This is a genomic window from Methanococcus voltae (assembly GCF_024807655.1).
GTDB lineage: Archaea > AGJL01 > Methanococci > Methanococcales > Methanococcaceae > Methanococcus > Methanococcus voltae_D.
Map to the genome: position 1 here is coordinate 51,948 of NZ_JANUCR010000005.1, position 18,315 is coordinate 70,262.

Sequence of the window (18,315 nt, forward strand, 5' to 3'; positions counted from 1 at the left end):
TCAGTATTATTAATATGAAAGTTTAAAATACATAATATAAAAATATATTAATTACTACAACTTATAATGTAGTAGATGTTATTTATAAAGGTGATATTGTGGAAATTGACACTGCTTTAGCAAGATATCATCACCTGCAAATCAAAGAGATAATGCCAACAAAAGAAGATATGCCTATAGTATGCATAAATGATTCTGTATCTGATGTATTAAATCTATTAAGAACAAGACATCACGTATGGGTGATTGATACAAAAAATGATAACAATTTAGAAGGTATCATCAGATATTTAGACGTAATTGATTTTTTACTACCGCCCAGCAAACATAAAATTTATATGGGAAGTTCAACATCAATCTTAAAATCAATTATAGGTGGTGCAAATACAGTTAAAGAAATACTTCAACCAAATCCATTAACTATTAATCAAAATAACACAGTATTGGAAGTTTTAACTAAAATGGAGCAGTACAAGGTTCAAATTATTGGTGTAGTTGATGACGATAATAAATTAGTTGGAGAAATTAGTTTAAAAATCTTAATAAGACAATTTATGGACTTATGTTTAGGCCCTAAAGGTTGTTAAGTTAGTAATTATAAAGCATTATTAATTAAAAATATTGAAAATATTAAGATTAAATACATAAATATTGATATATCCCCACATTATATTATTAAGGATAAGATTGTTGTTTGCATTAATAAACAGGTTATAATTTGATTTTATTTTGTTATTAGTTATTTTTAAGAAATTTACCTGTTAATCCACCGATATAATTCATTAATGCTATTTAAATTTAAAATAAGATTATTAATAGCCATATTAGCTAATTTAATAAAGATTTGAAAATTTAAGAAGTTATTAATTATATTATGTCATAATACTAATTTAAAATTAAAATTAAAATTAAAAACCATTATCAAAAATAAAAAATTTTATAGATATCGGTGATTCAAATGGATTACAGCTGGGTTTTATTAACCCTGGGCATTTCACTAATCGCAGGAAAATTGGGCGACCACCTCATGGAAAAATTAAAATTGCCTGGCGTATTAGGTGAAATATTAATGGGTATGCTTCTTGGAAATTTAATATACTTTGGATTTATTGACGGGCATCACCTAACATTACATAACAATGAAATATTTGAATTTTTATCAAAAATGGGAATCATATTCTTATTGTTCCTAGGTGGTTTAGATACAAATATTGCAGAAGTTAAAAAAACAGGCTTAATAGCTACGGTATCCACAGTATTTGGCGTTTTGTTTCCATTGGTTATGGGTTATCTTGCACTATTGTATGTAGGTTATCCCCCACAGGAAGCTTTTGCTGCAGGTGTAATATTAACTGCGACGAGTATTGGACTTACTGTTCGTGTTATGATGGATTTAGGCGTTTTAAAAACAGATGTTGGGTACGCTTCACTAAGCGCAAGTATTATGGATGACTTTTTAGGAATTATGCTGATAATCTTCGTAGTAGGTATGGGTGATTTAACTTCTTTATTCGGTAAATTAGGCCTATTTGTGATAATAGGTTTCGTAGGCTGGAAACTTATCGGAAAATATATCTCCTTTGCAGAAAAATTGCATGTTCAAAGAGGCATACTTTCATTTATATTGGCTTTATTATTCATATTTTCATTTCTTGCAGAAAACTGGTTCGAAGCAGCTATTGAAGGCTCTTTCTTAGCAGGTTTAATTCTTTCAAAAACTCCCGAAGGTAAAGCAGTTATGAATGATATAAAAACTATAGGTTATAGTTTTTTAATACCGTTATTCTTCGTATACACAGGTGCAAGTTTAGATTTGGGCGTGTTTGGAAACTATGATGCTTTAAGCTTAGCAGTAATCCTAACTGTTGTAGCGGTGATAAGTAAAGTTGCAGGTAGGGGATTAGGTGCTAAATTAATGGGTTGGAATACAAAAAAATCCTTACAAATGGGTATCGGCTCAATACCTCGTGCAGAAATAGCACTTATAAACCTGATGGTTGCAATTAATGCAGGGATTATATCCCAAGGTAATATACCAAAATTCATTGCTGCTACATTGATATTCATTACAGTTTCGATATTGATAACCCCTCCATTGTTAAAATGGGCTTTTAAAGATGAATGTACATTGAATTAATTACTATGCACATAATAAAAAAATAAAAAGAATTATTGATAAAAAATAATGATTACAAAAATTAATAAATGTTAAGTATATATGGTGAATAAAAACCTCGTAAGCCATAAGATAAATTAAATCATTATTTTTTTATAGTAAAATAGTATTTAATATTATAGTGTACAAATTATTAATAAATAAAAAATAAAACTAACCATTAAAAACAAGGTAAATATTGGTGATATTATGGTATACGCTGTAAACGCTGAAGAATGTATTGCATGTGGTGCATGTGTTCCTGTATGTGCTGTTGAAGCAATTTCAGAAATGGATGATGGAAAAGCAGTTATCGACGCTAACAAATGTAATGATTGCGGAGACTGTGCTGACGTATGTCCAGTTGAATGTATAAAACAACAATAATATAATAATAAGTAATATTAAAAGATTATAATAATTAATGTAAAAATATAAATTCTATTTTTTAATTTTTAAGTAACTTCGATAAAAAAATAAAAATATAATAATTTACTGATTTTGAGCCATCCAATTTTCTAAAGTAGTTTTTTGCTCGTATTTTTTGATTTTAACAGGTGTTTTGGAAATATAACCGTATTCTCCCCCTCCACCAGGGTAAATATTAATAGTATTATTTCTAAATTTCTCGACCGTTTGCCCCACAGTTTCGTGTATAGCTTTTAAAGCCCCTATGTCCGATTTTATCAATATTTCAATCTCATTTTTAAAGTTATGCAAATAATTATCATATAGTGTTTGAACTGATTTCGTATTCACACCTTTGCCAATTGAAAAAGATATTATTTCTGCTAATGGTATTATTCTATGATAAGGAGGCCTAAAATCGGGGTGGATTACTTTTTTATCCTTTGAAAGCTCTTTAGAACGTTCTAAAACTCCTTTTTTAATTGTACCACCACATTCCCTACATTTGAATTTGAATTTAATTGCATCTTCAATATCATACCTCAAATAGCATTTTGTACATGCCGTAGTATGATATTTACCTAAATTAGGGTCTAATCCGTAATTAGCAACTATTTTATTATTTTTTATTGCATTTCTAATTTCTTCAAAATTATGCTCAATATCGCCCACGTTTGAAATTTCCATTTGATTAAATTCCCTACCCATTCTATGAGGATAAAAAGAATGTGCATCAGAATTGCTTAAAAACGGTATATCTCGCAATTCTTCTACCATATCTGCCATATCGGTATCTGCAGATAACCCCAATTCAATATAATCTGGTTTTTTACCATAACAATCATAAACGGAATTATAAGTTTTGTAAAGACTTGTCCAAGGTGTAAAAACGTGAGCAGGACCTATTAAACCACCTAATTCTTTTACAATATCCATTATTTCCTTACCATCTAACGAAACATTTGGTCTACCTTCATAACCTATGTTTTTAGAATGACTTGATAGATAATTAATTAAATCATTTGTTTGTGCCAAATTTGGTAAAATTATTAAATGGTGAACTCGATGTTTATCCTCTATTTCAGTTGTAAGTACTAAATTATCATCTAAATGGTTTTTTATCTCGTCTAACCATTTTGGATTTAAACAATCGCCCGTACCAATTATATCCAACCCTTTTAATTTACCATATTTTACAATATTATCTATACTCATAAATTTAGACGTTCCTTTTGAATATTTAGAATGGAGGTGTAAATCAGTGTTTGCTATCATTTTATCACAAATATTTTAAAATTAACGAATAATTTTTTTATAAACTTGATTCAATCGGTTTTTAAATAATATTTAATTATTTTTTTAATTAAGTTTTAATTAAGTTTTAATTAAGTTTTAATTAATTTTTTAGTTATTCTTAATTAACATGCTTATCTTAATATATCAATATCTCGCTATATTGTATAATATTTTATATTATTTTATAATATATTGTATTAACTTATAATATAATTATGTATTAAGTATACTGATTTAATTAATGATTTAAAAATATAATAAATTTTACAGAAAAAGGATTTCAATACAATTTAAAACCAGATTATGGTGATATTATGGATTATGAAAACAAGATATTACAAAAATATAATTTATGTAATAGATGCTATGGCAGAATTTATGCCAAATTAATGAGAATGGGCAACAAAGATAGAGGAACTTCGATAAAAACCGTCATAGCAATGAATTTTGAGGAAAAACTTAAAGATTTAATTGAAGAAAAAAATAACTTAATTGATATAATTTCAAATTCTCAAGATATTAATGAAAATGAAGAAATTGATGAAAATACTAAAAATAATGAAGATACTGAAAATAAAGCTGATGACAAAAGTCAAAGTAATGAAGAAAAAATTCAGGAAATTGATGAAAAAATAAACATAATTAAAGAAAATTTAACACTTTTGAGAAAAACAGGATTAAACGGAATTAAAAACGAGTATATAATTGAAGAATTGCTAAAAGACGATATAACCCGGGAGGAAAATGAATCGGAGGAAAATGAATCTAACATATTTTTAACACCAGAACAGAAATGTCCCTGGTGTAAAGATGTATTTAATATTCAAAATCTTGAAGAAATAGCTGATAAAATAGTAGAAGCCCTTTCAGAATACGAATTCGACCGTTTTTTAATAGGTACACGTCTTCCAAAAAGAATAAAAGAATTAGAAAAAGATTTAGAAACTACATTCAATGAAAAAAATACGGAAAGTTTAAGAAACGAATTTGGCCGGGAACTTGGAAAAATTTTAACCAAAAAATTAGAAAAACCGGTGGATAAAGAAACTCCTGACATTGTAGTTATGGTAAATCCATATAATCAAAAAATATACTTACAAATAAACCCGATATTTATCAAAGGACGATACAGAAAAACCAAAAGAGGAATTCCGCAAAGTCATTGGGATTGTAGAAGTTGTAGAGGAAAGGGTTGTGAAAAATGTAATTTCACAGGTAAGCAATACCCGACCTCTGTTGAGGAGATAATTGCAGAACCAGTTATGAATATCGCAAAAGGTAGTGGAGAAGCATTACACGCTGCAGGGCGTGAAGATATAGATGTAAAAATGCTTGGAAAAGGTAGACCATTTGTTATTGAAGTAAAAGAACCTAAAGTTAGAAAAATGGATTTACTCAAAATTATGGACGAAATAAATAAAATTGAAGGCGTAGAAGTTTCTGATTTAGAATATGGTGTGAAAAATGATGTAAGATTCTTCAAAAATGAACCTCACACAAAAACTTATTGTGCATTGGTGTCAATTGTGGATGAAGAACTCGAAAATCACGACTTTGAAAATGACAAGATAGTAGAATTATCTGAAAAACTTGAAAATTTAAGAATTGACCAACGAACGCCTCACAGAGTGTCTCACAGGCGTGCAGATTTGGTAAGAGTTAGAAACATATATAAAGCTTGGTGCGAACCTATTGATGAAAAATCATTTAAACTAACCGTTTATTGTGATGGTGGTTTATATATCAAGGAATTAATTAGCGGAGACGAAGGAAGAACTAAACCTTCAATATCTGAAATTTTAGACATTCCTTGCTATTGTAAATTACTTACAGTCATGGAAGTACATGATGAAAACAATCCTGCAAATTATTAAAACTAAAATTTTTACATTTAATCTTTTGAAAAAATATAAATATTAAAAATTATAATTAGTAAAAATTATAAGACAAAAATATAAAAATATAAAAATATAAAAAATATCGTAATATCATAAATTATTAATGAATGGATAGGAATAATTATATATATGTAAAATATATATGTAAAAAGATATATTAATCATGGTCATACTATTCATGTTTAATTCGTTAATAATCAAAATCTTAAATGAAATTCTAAAAAGTAATTTAGGATAGATTTAGAATATGACGCCAATATGGACCCAATATTTTAAATTCAAGGATTAAAATAAGCTTATAATGAAACAGCGAGGAGAAACTATGCAAAAAAGCGAAGGATTTAGAAGCAAAACAAGATATAAATTAAAAAAACACCCAAGACAAAGAGGATTGTTCCCTTTAACTAGAGCTTTAAGAGTTTACAAAATAGGAGAAACAGTTCACGTTGTGTTAGACCCTTCAGTACAAAAAGGTATGCCACACCCTAAATTCCACGGTAAAACTGGTAAAGTTGTTGCTCAAAGAGGTAGTTCATACTTAGTTAAAGTTAAAGATGGTGGAAAATACAAAGATATCATCGCAAGACCTCAACATTTGAGAGAATCAAAGGCATAATTTAACTAATATTTAAAGATAAATATTAACATTTCATTTATTTTTTTAATTATATTATAACAATTTTAAATTTACGAATTTTTGATTTTGGTGAATAAAATGATTGGTAAAAAATTATTGGCTGAACAATATACCACAATTGCTAATGCTACAGAAATTATGAACGCAAGAGCAGTTATTGACGAAATGTCATATGAAAATGGTTGTGCATTAGATTATTTAAACAAGTTTTCAGTATTAACAAAAGAAGAAGCTGAAGAGTTATACAAAGAACTTATAGGGTTAAATGTGGAAAAAAAAGACGCTATGAAAATTATAGACATATTACCTGTTGATATGGAAGATTTAAAAGCAGTATTCTACAAAAAAGACGTCCCTGAAAATGCAGAAGATATATTGGATGCAATCTGTAAATTAATCTAATAATCAAGAATAATTAATTTACAAACCTATTTTATGATACTTACAATACCTATTTTTGTTAATTGTTAATTAAATGCTTATTTACATTTATAATATGCTTATTTATTTTCACATTATAAATAATATTTTAAAATTATAAAATGATAATATATTGTTATTTTTTTCAATCTTTTTTTAAAATCAATACATATATATGCTACGGCAAAGATAAATATTATATTATTTTAAAAAATTAAAATATCAAATTCGTAAATACGGCAAATAACTATCATAGAATTGCTTAATGGGGGCATAATATGCAAAAAACCCGTAAAAATTACAAAAGAGAATTTGAAGATTACGCTTATGTATTGGATTTTTTACCATACGGACATTGTGAAGATACAAGACCCAGTTATAAAAAAAGGGGCTTAGTACAGGCTTTTGGTGAAAAAAACTTTGTATTGATGGAATTAGAATTAAAAAATAATATTGATGTTGAATTAGCAGAAAAATTATATATTGGCAAACATAATCGTGAGAAAGTAAGCCATGTTTTAAAAATGTTGAAATATGAAGAATTATCAAGAACTTCTAAATTAGAATTGGTTTATGTAATAAAAGAAGCAATTTTTAATCAGGAAGGTAGGTTTATAAATTTTTTAAATAGTTGTGATGCAATAAGCTCAAGATTACATTCCTTACAAATACTACCCAGTATTGGAAAAACTGCAATGTGGAAAATAATTGAAGAAAGAGAAAAAAAGCCATTTGAAAGCTTTGACGATTTTGAAAAAAGAGTTCATAAACATAATATTGTAGAAGTAATTGCTCAAAGAATCGAAGAAGAACTAAAAGAACCACAAAAATACTATTTATTTGTAAGATGGAAAAATAATATTAACAAATAATATGATTCTTAAAAATATAATATAAAATTTTAAAATACTATTTTTTTAACATATTTCAAAAACTTTTGTAATATATTTTAATAATAAAATAACATACTAAACTGATAACAAATATTTGTATTAATTTGTATTATATTATGACATAGTATATCATATTAACCATATGTAATTTGCTCAATTAAAACGGTGATTTTTTGAAAATATTAATTCCTACGATATATCATCCTTATCCAGGTGGAATATCCACACATGTTGAAAATTTAATTAAAAATATAAATCTAATTATTCAAGAAAATAAAAAAGAAAATGACGATTTAACTTATAAAAAAATTGAATTTCACATATTAAATTATAAAAAAACGGAAAATATGGAAAAAATAGACTTTGATAAAAAAAAGAAAAATCAAAACGATATTAAAAACGTAATTATCCATGAAATCCCATTTATTAAAAAATTAAGGGGTCCTACTTACTTTTTAAATGGGTATAAAGAAGGCTCTAAAATAATCGAAGATAATGATATAAACTTAATACATAGCCATTACGCATTTCCGCAGGGATTTTTAGGGGCTAAATTGAGTAATAAATATAAAATACCACATATTTTAACATTACACGGTAGTGATGTTATGAAATTGTCAAAAAACCCCGTGGGAAAACCATTTTTTAAATACGCCATTAAAAATAGTACGGGAATAATTTGCATAAGTAAATATTTAAAAAAAGAAATTCAAAATGAACAAAACATTTTAAAAATCACCCAATTATACAATGGAATAAATTTAGAACTATTTAATAACAAAAACATTTCTGACGAGAATTATGGATTATATGTAGGAGCTTTTGTGGGGCAAAAAGGTATTAATACATTAATTAACTCCATAATACAAATAAACCAACAAATTGGGACTAAAAATAATTTTAAATACAAATTAGTAGGAAGCGGAAAAAAAATTAATGAAATTAAAGAATTAATTAAAAAGAATAATTTAAACAATATTGAAATACTCGGGCAAAAAAGCCAGTTTGAAGTTTCCGAACTAATTAAAAAGTGTAGCTTTTTAGTTTTACCATCTAACTCCGAAGGTATGGGTATTGTACTATTAGAAGCTATGGCCTGCCAAAAACCAGTGATTGGTACATCTATCGGAGGAATTCCAGAATTGATTACTGAAAATTATAATGGTTATATCGTAAAATCAGGCGATAGTGATTCTTTAGCAAATTCTATCTTAAAACTCATTGAAAATCCTAAAATTAGGGCAGAATTTGGAAATAATGGATATATACTCTCAAAAAAATACTCTTGGAAAAATAATGCCGAAGAAACCTTAAAATTATATCATAAATTAACAAATTGTAAAGTTAATGAAAAGTTATGAAAATTACATAATTCTCAAAATTATTTCAAAAATGATTAATAATAAAAGCTTAAAAAGTATTAACAACAGCAAATTAAAAATTGGAATTAAAAATAAATAAAACCATAATAAAAAAAATAAAACTTAATATAATAAAAAATATGGCTCTTAAACATATTAAAATTAAAAAAATCTAATGATAAAATTAAAAAAAGATAGATACTATGATTCCATTTTTTTTAGACTTAAAAAACTTCAAAGTACTTGTTTTTGGATATGGGGATGTTTCAAAACGAAGAATTTTAAAATTAATAGAAAGTAATGCAAATATTGATGTATATTCTCAAGAAAACCCGTTTAATATATCTAAAAAGTATAATTATGAGTTTATAAGTTATACCGCTTGCAATATAAGTAAATTAACTACATACGAATTGGAAAATCTAATAAAAAAATACGATATTATTATAACCTGCGTTGATAAAAAAAATAACAAAAGAATAGTGGAAATTTCCAAAAATTTAAAGAAAATGGTATCTTCATCTACTTTTGAACCAGAAATAAACTTTATTATTCCTGCATTCTTTAAAAAAGACGATATTTGTTTTTCAATATATACGGGGGGCAAAAGTCCATTAATCGCCCGAGAAGTTAGAAAATTAGTTCAAAATTACCTGTCGGATTATAAATCGGAAATAGAACTACAAGAACAAATTCGAAATTTATTAAAGGATAATACATTAAGTTATTCTAAAACAGATGCAGATGATAACCTTAATTTTAAAAATCAAATCGATAGGAAAGAAATATTAGAATTAGCATTTAAAGATGAAAAATTTAAAGGAAAAATTTTAAATTTAATAGAAGAATATTTTAAAAATAACCAAGATAGCAAAATTAAAAAAATAATAAAAAATAATACTAAGGATAATAATCAAAATTAATGATAATAAATTATGAAAATTCGGGTGTATATATGTTATTGTTTAAAGCCGACCATAAAACTTTTTCAATTGACGAATTAGAAAAATTAAGACAAAATGAAGAAGAATTTTACAAAAAACATAAGCATTGTATATTGGTACAAACCTGCAATAGGATAGAAATATATTTTGATGATTTACAATACCAATGCATTAAAGAATGTAAAAAAGGACTAAACAATGACCAATATATGGCTAAATTACTTGAAGAATTCAAAAATTTTCAAATTATCCAAGGTAAAGACGCAATCATACATTTCTTAAAAGTAGCTTGTGGTATTGAATCGATGGTACTTGGGGAAGACCAAATTCTTGGACAGATTAAACGAAGTTTACAAACATCTAAAGAAAAAGGAAAATGTAGTAAATACTTAGAAATGGTTTTTTTAAAGGCTATCCATGTTGGTCAGCGAGTTAGGGTAGAAACTAAAATAAATGAAGGTAGTGTCTCTATTGGCAGTGCAGCATTGGAATTAGTTGAAAAAAACTTTGGTTTAGACAATAAAAATGTATTATTAATTGGTGCAGGGGAAATGGGGACTTTAGTTGCTAAAACACTTGCTGAAAAAAATATAAAAGCAGTTATAATATCTAACCGTACTTATGAACGTGCAGAAAGGCTTGCAAAAGAATTAAAAGGTATTGCAATTAATTTTGATAAATTAAAAGAAGCCATAAATTACAGCGATATAATCATATGTGCTACGGCATCACCACATACGATATTGCATAAAAAAGATATAGAAGATATCCAAAAATCTAACTCCGTGAGTGCTAAGATTATAGTTGATATAGCGAATCCTCGTGATGTAGAAGAAAGTGTTTCAGAGCTCGAAAACATTATATTGTATACAATCGATAACTTAAGGGAAGTTTCAGATACCAATTTGCAAAAAAGAATGGATGAAATGCCAAAAGTATATGAAATCATAACTCAAGAATATGAAATATTACTTAAAAATCTTGAAAAATTAGATATAGAGGAAATATTAAAAGATTTAAATAATTATTTAGAAGAAATTAGAGTTAAGGAATTAAATAAAGCTCTAAACTTAGTCAAAAATAACCCTGAAAAAGCCGAAGAAATATTTAAAAACTTTTCAAAATCAATTACTAAAAAAATTTCTCACGATTATGTAAATTATTCATGCAATACATCCAAAGATAAACTTATTAACTCTATTTGGTGGAAAAATGAACAATATAAAAAATAATAATGAAAATAAGGAAAATAATGAAAAAAATGTTGAATTTAAAGAAATTAAAACTAAAGAAATTGATGAAATAGTCGAAAAATTGATTAAAAAAGAAATAAAAGTGTATCAATTGGATAAATTAATTGGGGAAAAAAATGCAGTTATAGTTAGAAGAAATTATATTGAAAAACTATCAGGTGTAAAAACAGAACATATTGGACATTATACCCTTGATGAAAAACCTGCAATGCAAAAAAACATTGAAAATATGATTGGTGCGGTTCAGGTTCCACTCGGATTTGCAGGCCCTTTAATTGTAAATGGAGAGTATGCACAGGGTGAATTTCAAATACCTTTGGCAACGACAGAAGGTGCATTGATTGCTTCAATAAATAGGGGTTGTAGCATTATTTCAAAATGCGGAGGCTCAAAAGCTCGAGTGATAGGGGATAAAATGACTCGTGCACCCATTATTGCCACCAAATCTGTTGCAGATGCATTGGAATTAAAAAATTGGATTGAAGATAACTTTGATAAAATAAAAGAAGTTGCGGAAAGTACTACAAGACACGGTAAATTAATAAATGTATCGCCTGTAATAATAGTTGGAAAAAATGTTTATCCAAGATTTTGCTTCACAACCGGTGATGCAATGGGGATGAATATGGTCACAATCGCTACAGAAAAAGTATGTGGACTATTAGAGCAGGAAATGGCTCAAAAAGGAATTATAATTAATACTGTTGCGTTAAGTGGTAATGTTTGTGTGGATAAAAAACCATCCGCAATTAACTTAATAGAAGGAAGGGGTAAAAGTATAGTGGCAGAAGTATTTTTAACCGAAGAAATGGTTAATACATATCTAAAAACTACTTCAAAAGCTATAGAATATGTTAATACTAATAAAAACTTAATAGGTTCTGCAATTGTAAATTCATTAGGTTTCAACGCCCACTTTGCCAATGTAATTGGTGCTTTATTTTTAGCCACAGGTCAAGATGCTGCACACGTTGTAGAAGGTAGTATGGGAATAACTACTGCAGAATGTCAGGAAGATGGATTATATTTCTCAGTTACGTTGCCGGATGTACCAATAGCCACTATTGGTGGCGGTACGAGAGTGGAAACTCAACAGGAATGTTTAAAAATATTGGGATGTTCAGGCAATGGCAATAGTAAAAAATTTGCAGAGATAGTTGCTTCAGCAGTTTTAGCAGGAGAATTATCCTTAGCCGGTGCTTTGGCAGCTGGCCATTTAGCCAAAGCACATTCGGAATTAGGAAGGTAAATTTATTATTGGCAATATAATTTACATATATTTACCCCCATTATTCTTTATTTATTCATTGCACGACAAATTACTATTTTATGTTAAACTAAATTAATTATAAAAATAGGGATTATTTTGGATATTATATATACTAATAGCCCCCATTAAATTATTCAAATATAACTATTTAATTGTCTCCAGTTATTAATTAATAATATGATAATTTAAAAATTAAAATTGGACTGTTTAAATATTTTAAACTTATAAAGCTCAATAATTCTATTTTATCAAAATTTTACAAAATAGTCTTATCATAATTAACAATATTTATGTCATATTACTTCAAAACCATATCAAAAATAGTATATGGGGTAAGAAATATAATACTAATGTAGACTATGTTGATTATATGAAGATTATAATGGGGATATTATGTTTAGCTTTTTAAAATCAAAAAAAACTATGGCAAATTACTTAAAAAATATCAAAAGCAATAATATACTCACAATTAGATTATCTGAACCAGTTAATTGCCTATTGGATTTTACATACAATTTTAAATGGCAAAGTAATTTTGATGAAAATCACGAAATAATGCCAAATTCTAACATATCATACAAAAAATTGGTTGAATTTATAAAAAACCCCGAAAATATTATAGTTATCGAAGGTAATGTTGGAAAGAGATTTTGTAGTTCATTAGGTGCTGATTTAATGTACTTCGGAGGCTCTGGAAATATTACGGATGTAGGTACAGTTGTAATTAATGGAAATATCGACACAAGATGTGGTATAAGCATGGTTTCTGGCATAATATATCAAAATAAAAAATATAGGATTAAAGAACCTATGGGTAATATACTAGAAATTGAAAGCGATATTAAAGATTATAGAAAATATGTGTCGATTACCGATTTCTTAAAAAACGGTAATTCCAAAGGTTATAAATTATTGAAGCCAAATAAATTAATCTCTGAAAATTTAATAATATCAGATAATATATTACGAGATACAATAGGTGCTAGACTTGATGAAGACTACATAATAACTGTTGAAGGTAATGTAGATTTAAGTACCGGTATATTGATGAAAAAAGGCAAAGTTATTGTAAATGGGGATGCAGGTAAAAATACAGGTGCAGTATTGAGGGGAGGTACAGTTATAATTAATGGAAAAACAGCGGATTTTACCGGCTCTGATATGAAAGATGGAAATATCCTTATAAAAGAAGATGCTGGCAAATATTTAGCAGCTAAAGCTAAAAATGGCCACATATATTCAAAAACTGGAAGTTCAATACCTCCATTTAAAAAGTGTCCATTGAATGAATTTGATAAAAAACTTTTAAAAAGCAATGGATTCTCAGATTTAAAAAATTATTCAAAATTTTCCAAATAAAATATATAAAAACTTAAAAATTTAAAATTAAATTAATTTAACCATATAACTATCTTGAATACTAATCATTAAATTTTGTTTTAATTTTGTTTTGTATGATATATACAATAGAGTAATAGCTTTAAAAATAATTTGATAAATAACATTATCAAAAAAGAAATATATTATAAACATTAACTATAGTAGTATATTTAAATGTATAAATATTTCCGTCGTTTATTAAAAAAAGCCTCAGGCGGGGTTTGAACCCGCGGCCTCCTGCTTACCAAGCAGGCGCTCTACCAGGCTGAGCCACTGAGGCATTAACATCTAACTTCAATAAGACATTTTAAATATATATAGTTTTCGGTAGTTGGACTATCGAAACATTTATATATAATAAATACCATTCCTATTATGAAGTTAGTTAAAACTAACTCTTTCGATGCAATATAGCCCGGTAGTGTAGAGGCCAATCATTCGGGTCTTTGGAACCTGAGACCGCGGTTCGAATCCGCGCCGGGCTACTTTTTATTTTAAGAATATATATTTATAAATTTAAATTAATAAATCTATTTTTAAGTTATAATTTAATATTTAAAAAATAAAAACTAAAAAAGTTAAAATTTAATGTTTCTCTAAAATTTCAAAATCTACACCGTGTCCATATAAAAATAACAATAAACTGGCGGGTACTTCTTTACTTTCTTTATCATATCGTTCATTTTTAATAATAACGTCATTTATTTCAGAATTTATCTTTATATCATAATAAGATTTAGAGAACTCCGAAAATATGGCATCAGACAATGGTTCAAAAAAACCGGTAGATAACGTATTATATTTTATCTCCTTGGCCATAAAACCCGTAAATCCATGTAAAGAGCCAACCATCCTTAAAAGCCGAATATCATCGTCCATCACTTTTTCGTCTAATTCCAGCCTATTTTTAGTTTTATCGATTATATTAAGTAGTATAGGCTTAGATTTTTCCCTATTGACTTTGTTTAATTCCTTATCCCAATTTTTAGTATTTTCAAATGATTTAGTGGCAAATTTATTCTTTTTAAATTTATCAATTAAAATCTTTTTCCAGGAATTTCCCATTTGATTTAGATTTAAATTTTTTCCTAAGATAAACTCAATAAAATATCGACGCTCATCCTTACCCCAATGTTCAATTTCTTCCTTAAGTTGTTCATTTTTTGGGTCGATATATATGTGATATCCCCTATTACCTGAAAAAACTATTTTTAAATCGTTTTTAGAAAATCCAAAAAATGGAGTTAAAAATTCATCAATTAATATGAGAGTTTGATTTTTAGCTTCTTCCAAACAATGTTCACATAACCAATTTTCATCGTGTTTACATTTTTCAGTCTTATGAGTATCTATATCAAACGCTATTTCTCGCCTAAATAGTTTCTTTTGATTAGCACCCCCCATATTTTCAGGGTGTTCCATATAAGATAATGACTTGTACAAATGTAATGGGGAATTATTAAGCACCCATTTTAAGTAATCGACACTACGTTCAAAACAGATGTTCCTATTATCAACCTTTTTTGTAATTCCAAATCCTATTTCACGATGAGGTAAGTCTTTAGGTATTTCTAACCACTTTCTTTTTACCGCATATTTGTAATACTCAGAATATAATCCAAATACTTCTTTCAATACGATATTTTCGTCATTAGTACTTTTAGCCAAACTTTGGTTTTTAATTGTTTTTCCCATATTATCTTAGATTTACACTTTTTAAATTACTATAATGGTAGTTATAATCAAATTTGAAATATCATTGATATATAATGTTTTATATATTTTATAATTATATTAGTCATATTATATTACTTAATACATATGTTTGCACCATAATCAATTAAATATTGATAACTTTCGTATAAAACTATAAAAAATGTTTAAATTAAAGATAATTAAAAATAATTAAAAATATCTTAAGAGGGATTTTTATTAAAATTATTGGCGTAGATATTGGCGGAGCAAATACTAAAATCACTGAAATCGACGAAAACGGAAAACATATTATAAAACATATTTACTTACCAATGTGGAAAGAAAACCATAGATTAACCGAAGTTCTTAAACAAAATTGTCCAGAATCAGATTTTAAGGTAGCTTTAGTTATGACTGCAGAACTTGCAGATTCATACGCCACGAAGGAAGAGGGCGTTATTGCAATACTTGACGCAGTTGCAGAAGCCTATTCTAACAAAATACCTATTGAAAATATAAGTGTTTTTGATACGGAAGGGAACTTTATAAGCGTAGATGAAGCTAAAATTAATCATATGAAAGTTTCTGCATCAAATTGGATGGCTACAGCAGAATTAGTAAAAGAAATCAACGAAAATTGTATATTTGTGGATATGGGCTCCACAACCACGGATATAATACCCATAAAAAATGGCAAAGTATTGGCAAACGATAATGACTTAGAAAGACTTATGAACAACGAATTATTATATGTCGGTACATTGCGAACCCCATTGTCATTTTTAGCAAATCAGATTAATTTTAGAGGCGTTTTATCCAATGTATCCTCAGAATACTTTGCAATAACCGGGGATGTGTCCATAATTATGGATAAAATATCCGAAAATGAATATACTTGCGAAACTGCCGATGGTAAATCTACAAGTGTAGAAGATAGCTTAATTAGGATATCTAAAGTATTATGTACAGATTTAAACCAAATATCAAAAGAAGAAGCTGTAAAAATTGCAGAAGAATATTATGATATTTGGAAAAATTTAATAAAAACTAATGTATCATTAGTTTCTTCAAAATATGATTTAAAAGATGTTATAATTACAGGATTAGGTGAAAAGATATTAATAGATTCGTTAAACTCGGATTATACCATTAAATCAATTACTGAAATATATGATAAAGACGTAAGTTTAGCTACTCCTAGTTATGCGGTTGCAAAACTTATGTACGATAATTTATAAACTAAAAAAAAATAAAAAGTATAAAATAAATTATAAAATAATTTAAAAAAATGAAAGATATAAATATATAATAAAATAATGGAATAGTTAATAAATTAAAATAAATGGTATACACATATTAGCTAAATTAAAATTATAATTCAATTAACATATATATTATTAGATATCGGTGATTATATGGCACATGAAAACAAAAAAATCGCAGTATTGGCATATTCTGGCGGATTAGATACAAGTTGTTGTTTAAAACTATTGGAAGATAAATACGATTACAGCGTAGTTTCAGTTGCTGTTGATGTGGGACAGCCTGCTGAAGATTTAATCGAACCTGAAGAAAAAGCTAAAAAATTCGGGGTTTTAGAACATCATACAATTGATGCTAAAGAAGAATTTGCAAAAGATTATATTTTCAGAGCAATTAAAGCTAATGCTTTATATGAAGGCTACCCATTATCTACTGCTTTAGCAAGACCACTTATAGCAGTTAAAATTGCAGAACTTGCAGAAAGTTTAAATGCTTCAGCAATTTCCCACGGTTGTACTGGAAAAGGAAATGACCAGTTTAGATTTGAATCTATTATGAGAGCTAAAACTCCATCGATAGAAATTGTAGCACCAATCCGAGATTTAAACTTAACAAGAACTGAAGAAATTGAATATGCAAGAGAAAAAGGTATTCCTGTACCTGTAGACCTTGAAAAACCATTTAGTATAGACGAAAACTTATGGGGAAGAAGTATTGAAGGAGGGGTGCTTGAAGACCCAATGTATGAAACTCCAGAAGAATGCTTTGCTTGGACTACCACACCTAAATTAGCTAAAGATGAGGAAGAATTAGTTAAAATTGAATTTAAAGAAGGTGTTCCAGTTAAAATAAACGATGAAGAAATGGAACCAGTTGAATTAATAAGAAAAGCAAACGAAATTGCAGGTAGAAATGCAGTCGGTAGAGTAGATATCATAGAAGACAGGATTTTAGGTTTAAAATCAAGAGAAAACTATGAATGTCCTGGTGCTTTCTTACTTATCAATGCCCACAAAGCTCTCGAACAAATTGTGTTAACTCGTGAAGAAATCAAATTTAAAGAAACCGTAGACTTTATGTATGCAGATTTAATATACAGAGGGCTATGGCACGAACCTTTAAAACAAGATTTAGACGCATTTATTGATAAAACACAGGAAAGAATGAATGGTGTTGTAAAAGTCAAACTATACAAAGGTTCCTTAAGAATTGTTGGAAGAAACAGCTCAGATGCACTTTATAATGAAGAAATGGTTTCTTTCGAAAACAAAGAAATGGACCAGAACGAAATCGTAGGAATGGTTAAATTCCACGGCCTTCAAGCTGCTATATACGAAGGTCTTAAAAAATAAGATAATTGATTGAGTATAATTAATGAGTAATTGGTAATTTTATTAATAATGAAAATTAATTATTGCCGCAATATCATACATATTATATTT

At 27.5% G+C, this 18,315-nt stretch carries 16 protein-coding genes and 2 tRNA genes; 15 read left to right on the forward strand and 3 right to left on the reverse strand.

Annotated elements, in window-relative coordinates; genetic code table 11:
- Positions 1-98 precede the first annotated feature (98 nt).
- The 3 genes from J3E06_RS06750 to J3E06_RS06760 all read left to right on the forward strand — a co-directional run bounded on the left by J3E06_RS06750 (position 99) and on the right by J3E06_RS06760 (position 2,542).
- Positions 99-587 (forward strand): HPP family protein, encoded by a 489-nt coding sequence (locus J3E06_RS06750; RefSeq protein ID WP_013180834.1) that lies wholly within the window; start codon positions 99-101, stop codon positions 585-587.
- Between the two features lie 371 nt (positions 588-958).
- Entirely contained in the window at positions 959-2,137 is a 1,179-nt protein-coding gene (locus J3E06_RS06755; RefSeq protein ID WP_013180833.1) for a cation:proton antiporter, read from the forward strand.
- A gap of 228 nt (positions 2,138-2,365) precedes the next feature.
- Positions 2,366-2,542: a DUF362 domain-containing protein gene (locus J3E06_RS06760; RefSeq protein WP_013180832.1), complete on the forward strand. Its 177-nt coding sequence runs from the start codon at positions 2,366-2,368 to the stop codon at positions 2,540-2,542.
- 105 nt (positions 2,543-2,647) lie between these two features.
- Here J3E06_RS06760 and J3E06_RS06765 read toward each other — a convergent pair whose 3' ends face one another.
- Positions 2,648-3,838, reverse strand: coding sequence for a TIGR00375 family protein (locus J3E06_RS06765; RefSeq protein WP_013180831.1), 1,191 nt, complete (start codon positions 3,836-3,838; stop codon positions 2,648-2,650).
- 335 nt (positions 3,839-4,173) lie between these two features.
- Here J3E06_RS06765 and J3E06_RS06770 point away from each other — a divergent pair, with 335 nt between their 5' ends.
- From J3E06_RS06770 to J3E06_RS06810, 9 genes are all read left to right on the forward strand, one after another.
- Positions 4,174-5,733: a tRNA pseudouridine(54/55) synthase Pus10 gene (locus tag J3E06_RS06770; RefSeq protein ID WP_013180830.1), complete on the forward strand. Its 1,560-nt coding sequence runs from the start codon at positions 4,174-4,176 to the stop codon at positions 5,731-5,733.
- A gap of 346 nt (positions 5,734-6,079) precedes the next feature.
- Positions 6,080-6,373, forward strand: coding sequence for a 50S ribosomal protein L21e (locus J3E06_RS06775; RefSeq protein WP_013180829.1), 294 nt, complete (start codon positions 6,080-6,082; stop codon positions 6,371-6,373).
- Positions 6,374-6,460: 87 nt separating this feature from the next.
- Positions 6,461-6,796, forward strand: coding sequence for an RNA polymerase Rpb4 family protein (locus tag J3E06_RS06780; RefSeq protein WP_259164850.1), 336 nt, complete (start codon positions 6,461-6,463; stop codon positions 6,794-6,796).
- A gap of 296 nt (positions 6,797-7,092) precedes the next feature.
- Positions 7,093-7,686: a DUF655 domain-containing protein gene (locus J3E06_RS06785; RefSeq protein WP_013180827.1), complete on the forward strand. Its 594-nt coding sequence runs from the start codon at positions 7,093-7,095 to the stop codon at positions 7,684-7,686.
- A 194-nt stretch (positions 7,687-7,880) separates the two neighbouring features.
- Complete coding sequence (locus tag J3E06_RS06790) at positions 7,881-9,068, forward strand: glycosyltransferase family 4 protein (protein ID WP_013180826.1); 1,188 nt, start codon at positions 7,881-7,883, stop codon at positions 9,066-9,068.
- A gap of 203 nt (positions 9,069-9,271) precedes the next feature.
- Complete coding sequence (locus J3E06_RS06795; RefSeq protein ID WP_013180825.1) at positions 9,272-9,991, forward strand: precorrin-2 dehydrogenase/sirohydrochlorin ferrochelatase family protein; 720 nt, start codon at positions 9,272-9,274, stop codon at positions 9,989-9,991.
- 32 nt (positions 9,992-10,023) lie between these two features.
- Positions 10,024-11,244, forward strand: coding sequence for a glutamyl-tRNA reductase (hemA, locus tag J3E06_RS06800; RefSeq protein ID WP_048187232.1), 1,221 nt, complete (start codon positions 10,024-10,026; stop codon positions 11,242-11,244).
- On the forward strand, positions 11,225-12,514 hold the full coding sequence (gene hmgA / locus J3E06_RS06805; RefSeq protein ID WP_013180823.1) for a hydroxymethylglutaryl-CoA reductase (NADPH): 1,290 nt from the start codon (positions 11,225-11,227) through the stop codon (positions 12,512-12,514). Before hemA ends, hmgA begins: the two co-directional genes overlap by 20 nt.
- A 414-nt stretch (positions 12,515-12,928) precedes the next feature.
- Entirely contained in the window at positions 12,929-13,894 is a 966-nt protein-coding gene (locus J3E06_RS06810; RefSeq protein WP_013180822.1) for a hypothetical protein, read from the forward strand.
- A 227-nt stretch (positions 13,895-14,121) separates the two neighbouring features.
- Here the strand turns inward: J3E06_RS06810 and J3E06_RS06815 are convergent.
- Positions 14,122-14,195 (reverse strand) — tRNA-Thr (locus J3E06_RS06815).
- 132 nt (positions 14,196-14,327) lie between these two features.
- Between J3E06_RS06815 and J3E06_RS06820 the strand changes: the two genes are divergently transcribed.
- Positions 14,328-14,400: transfer RNA gene (locus tag J3E06_RS06820), tRNA-Gln, on the forward strand.
- A gap of 100 nt (positions 14,401-14,500) precedes the next feature.
- Here J3E06_RS06820 and priS read toward each other — a convergent pair.
- The gene (gene priS / locus J3E06_RS06825; protein ID WP_013180821.1) at positions 14,501-15,610 is read right to left on the reverse strand and encodes a DNA primase catalytic subunit PriS; all 1,110 of its coding nucleotides are present in this window, start codon (positions 15,608-15,610) and stop codon (positions 14,501-14,503) included.
- Positions 15,611-15,846: 236 nt separating this feature from the next.
- Between priS and mfnF the strand changes: the two genes are divergently transcribed.
- Together mfnF and J3E06_RS06835 are read left to right on the forward strand one after the other, a co-directional pair.
- Complete coding sequence (mfnF, locus tag J3E06_RS06830) at positions 15,847-16,848, forward strand: (4-{4-[2-(gamma-L-glutamylamino)ethyl]phenoxymethyl}furan-2-yl)methanamine synthase (protein ID WP_013180820.1); 1,002 nt, start codon at positions 15,847-15,849, stop codon at positions 16,846-16,848.
- A gap of 177 nt (positions 16,849-17,025) precedes the next feature.
- The gene (locus tag J3E06_RS06835) at positions 17,026-18,225 is read left to right on the forward strand and encodes an argininosuccinate synthase (protein WP_013180819.1); all 1,200 of its coding nucleotides are present in this window, start codon (positions 17,026-17,028) and stop codon (positions 18,223-18,225) included.
- Positions 18,226-18,315 lie beyond the last annotated feature (90 nt).

Coding starts and splice junctions, on each gene's coding strand:
- J3E06_RS06760 (WP_013180832.1), top strand. CDS start 2,366: ATGGTATACGCTGTAAACGCTGAAGAATGTATTGCATGTGGTGCATGT.
- J3E06_RS06775 (WP_013180829.1), top strand. CDS start 6,080: ATGCAAAAAAGCGAAGGATTTAGAAGCAAAACAAGATATAAATTAAAA.
- priS (WP_013180821.1), bottom strand. CDS start 15,610: ATGGGAAAAACAATTAAAAACCAAAGTTTGGCTAAAAGTACTAATGAC.
- J3E06_RS06835 (WP_013180819.1), top strand. CDS start 17,026: ATGGCACATGAAAACAAAAAAATCGCAGTATTGGCATATTCTGGCGGA.
- hmgA (WP_013180823.1), top strand. CDS start 11,225: ATGAACAATATAAAAAATAATAATGAAAATAAGGAAAATAATGAAAAA.
- J3E06_RS06795 (WP_013180825.1), top strand. CDS start 9,272: ATGATTCCATTTTTTTTAGACTTAAAAAACTTCAAAGTACTTGTTTTT.
- J3E06_RS06770 (WP_013180830.1), top strand. CDS start 4,174: ATGGATTATGAAAACAAGATATTACAAAAATATAATTTATGTAATAGA.
- hemA (WP_048187232.1), top strand. CDS start 10,024: ATGTTATTGTTTAAAGCCGACCATAAAACTTTTTCAATTGACGAATTA.
- J3E06_RS06785 (WP_013180827.1), top strand. CDS start 7,093: ATGCAAAAAACCCGTAAAAATTACAAAAGAGAATTTGAAGATTACGCT.
- J3E06_RS06755 (WP_013180833.1), top strand. CDS start 959: ATGGATTACAGCTGGGTTTTATTAACCCTGGGCATTTCACTAATCGCA.
- J3E06_RS06765 (WP_013180831.1), bottom strand. CDS start 3,838: ATGATAGCAAACACTGATTTACACCTCCATTCTAAATATTCAAAAGGA.
- J3E06_RS06810 (WP_013180822.1), top strand. CDS start 12,929: ATGTTTAGCTTTTTAAAATCAAAAAAAACTATGGCAAATTACTTAAAA.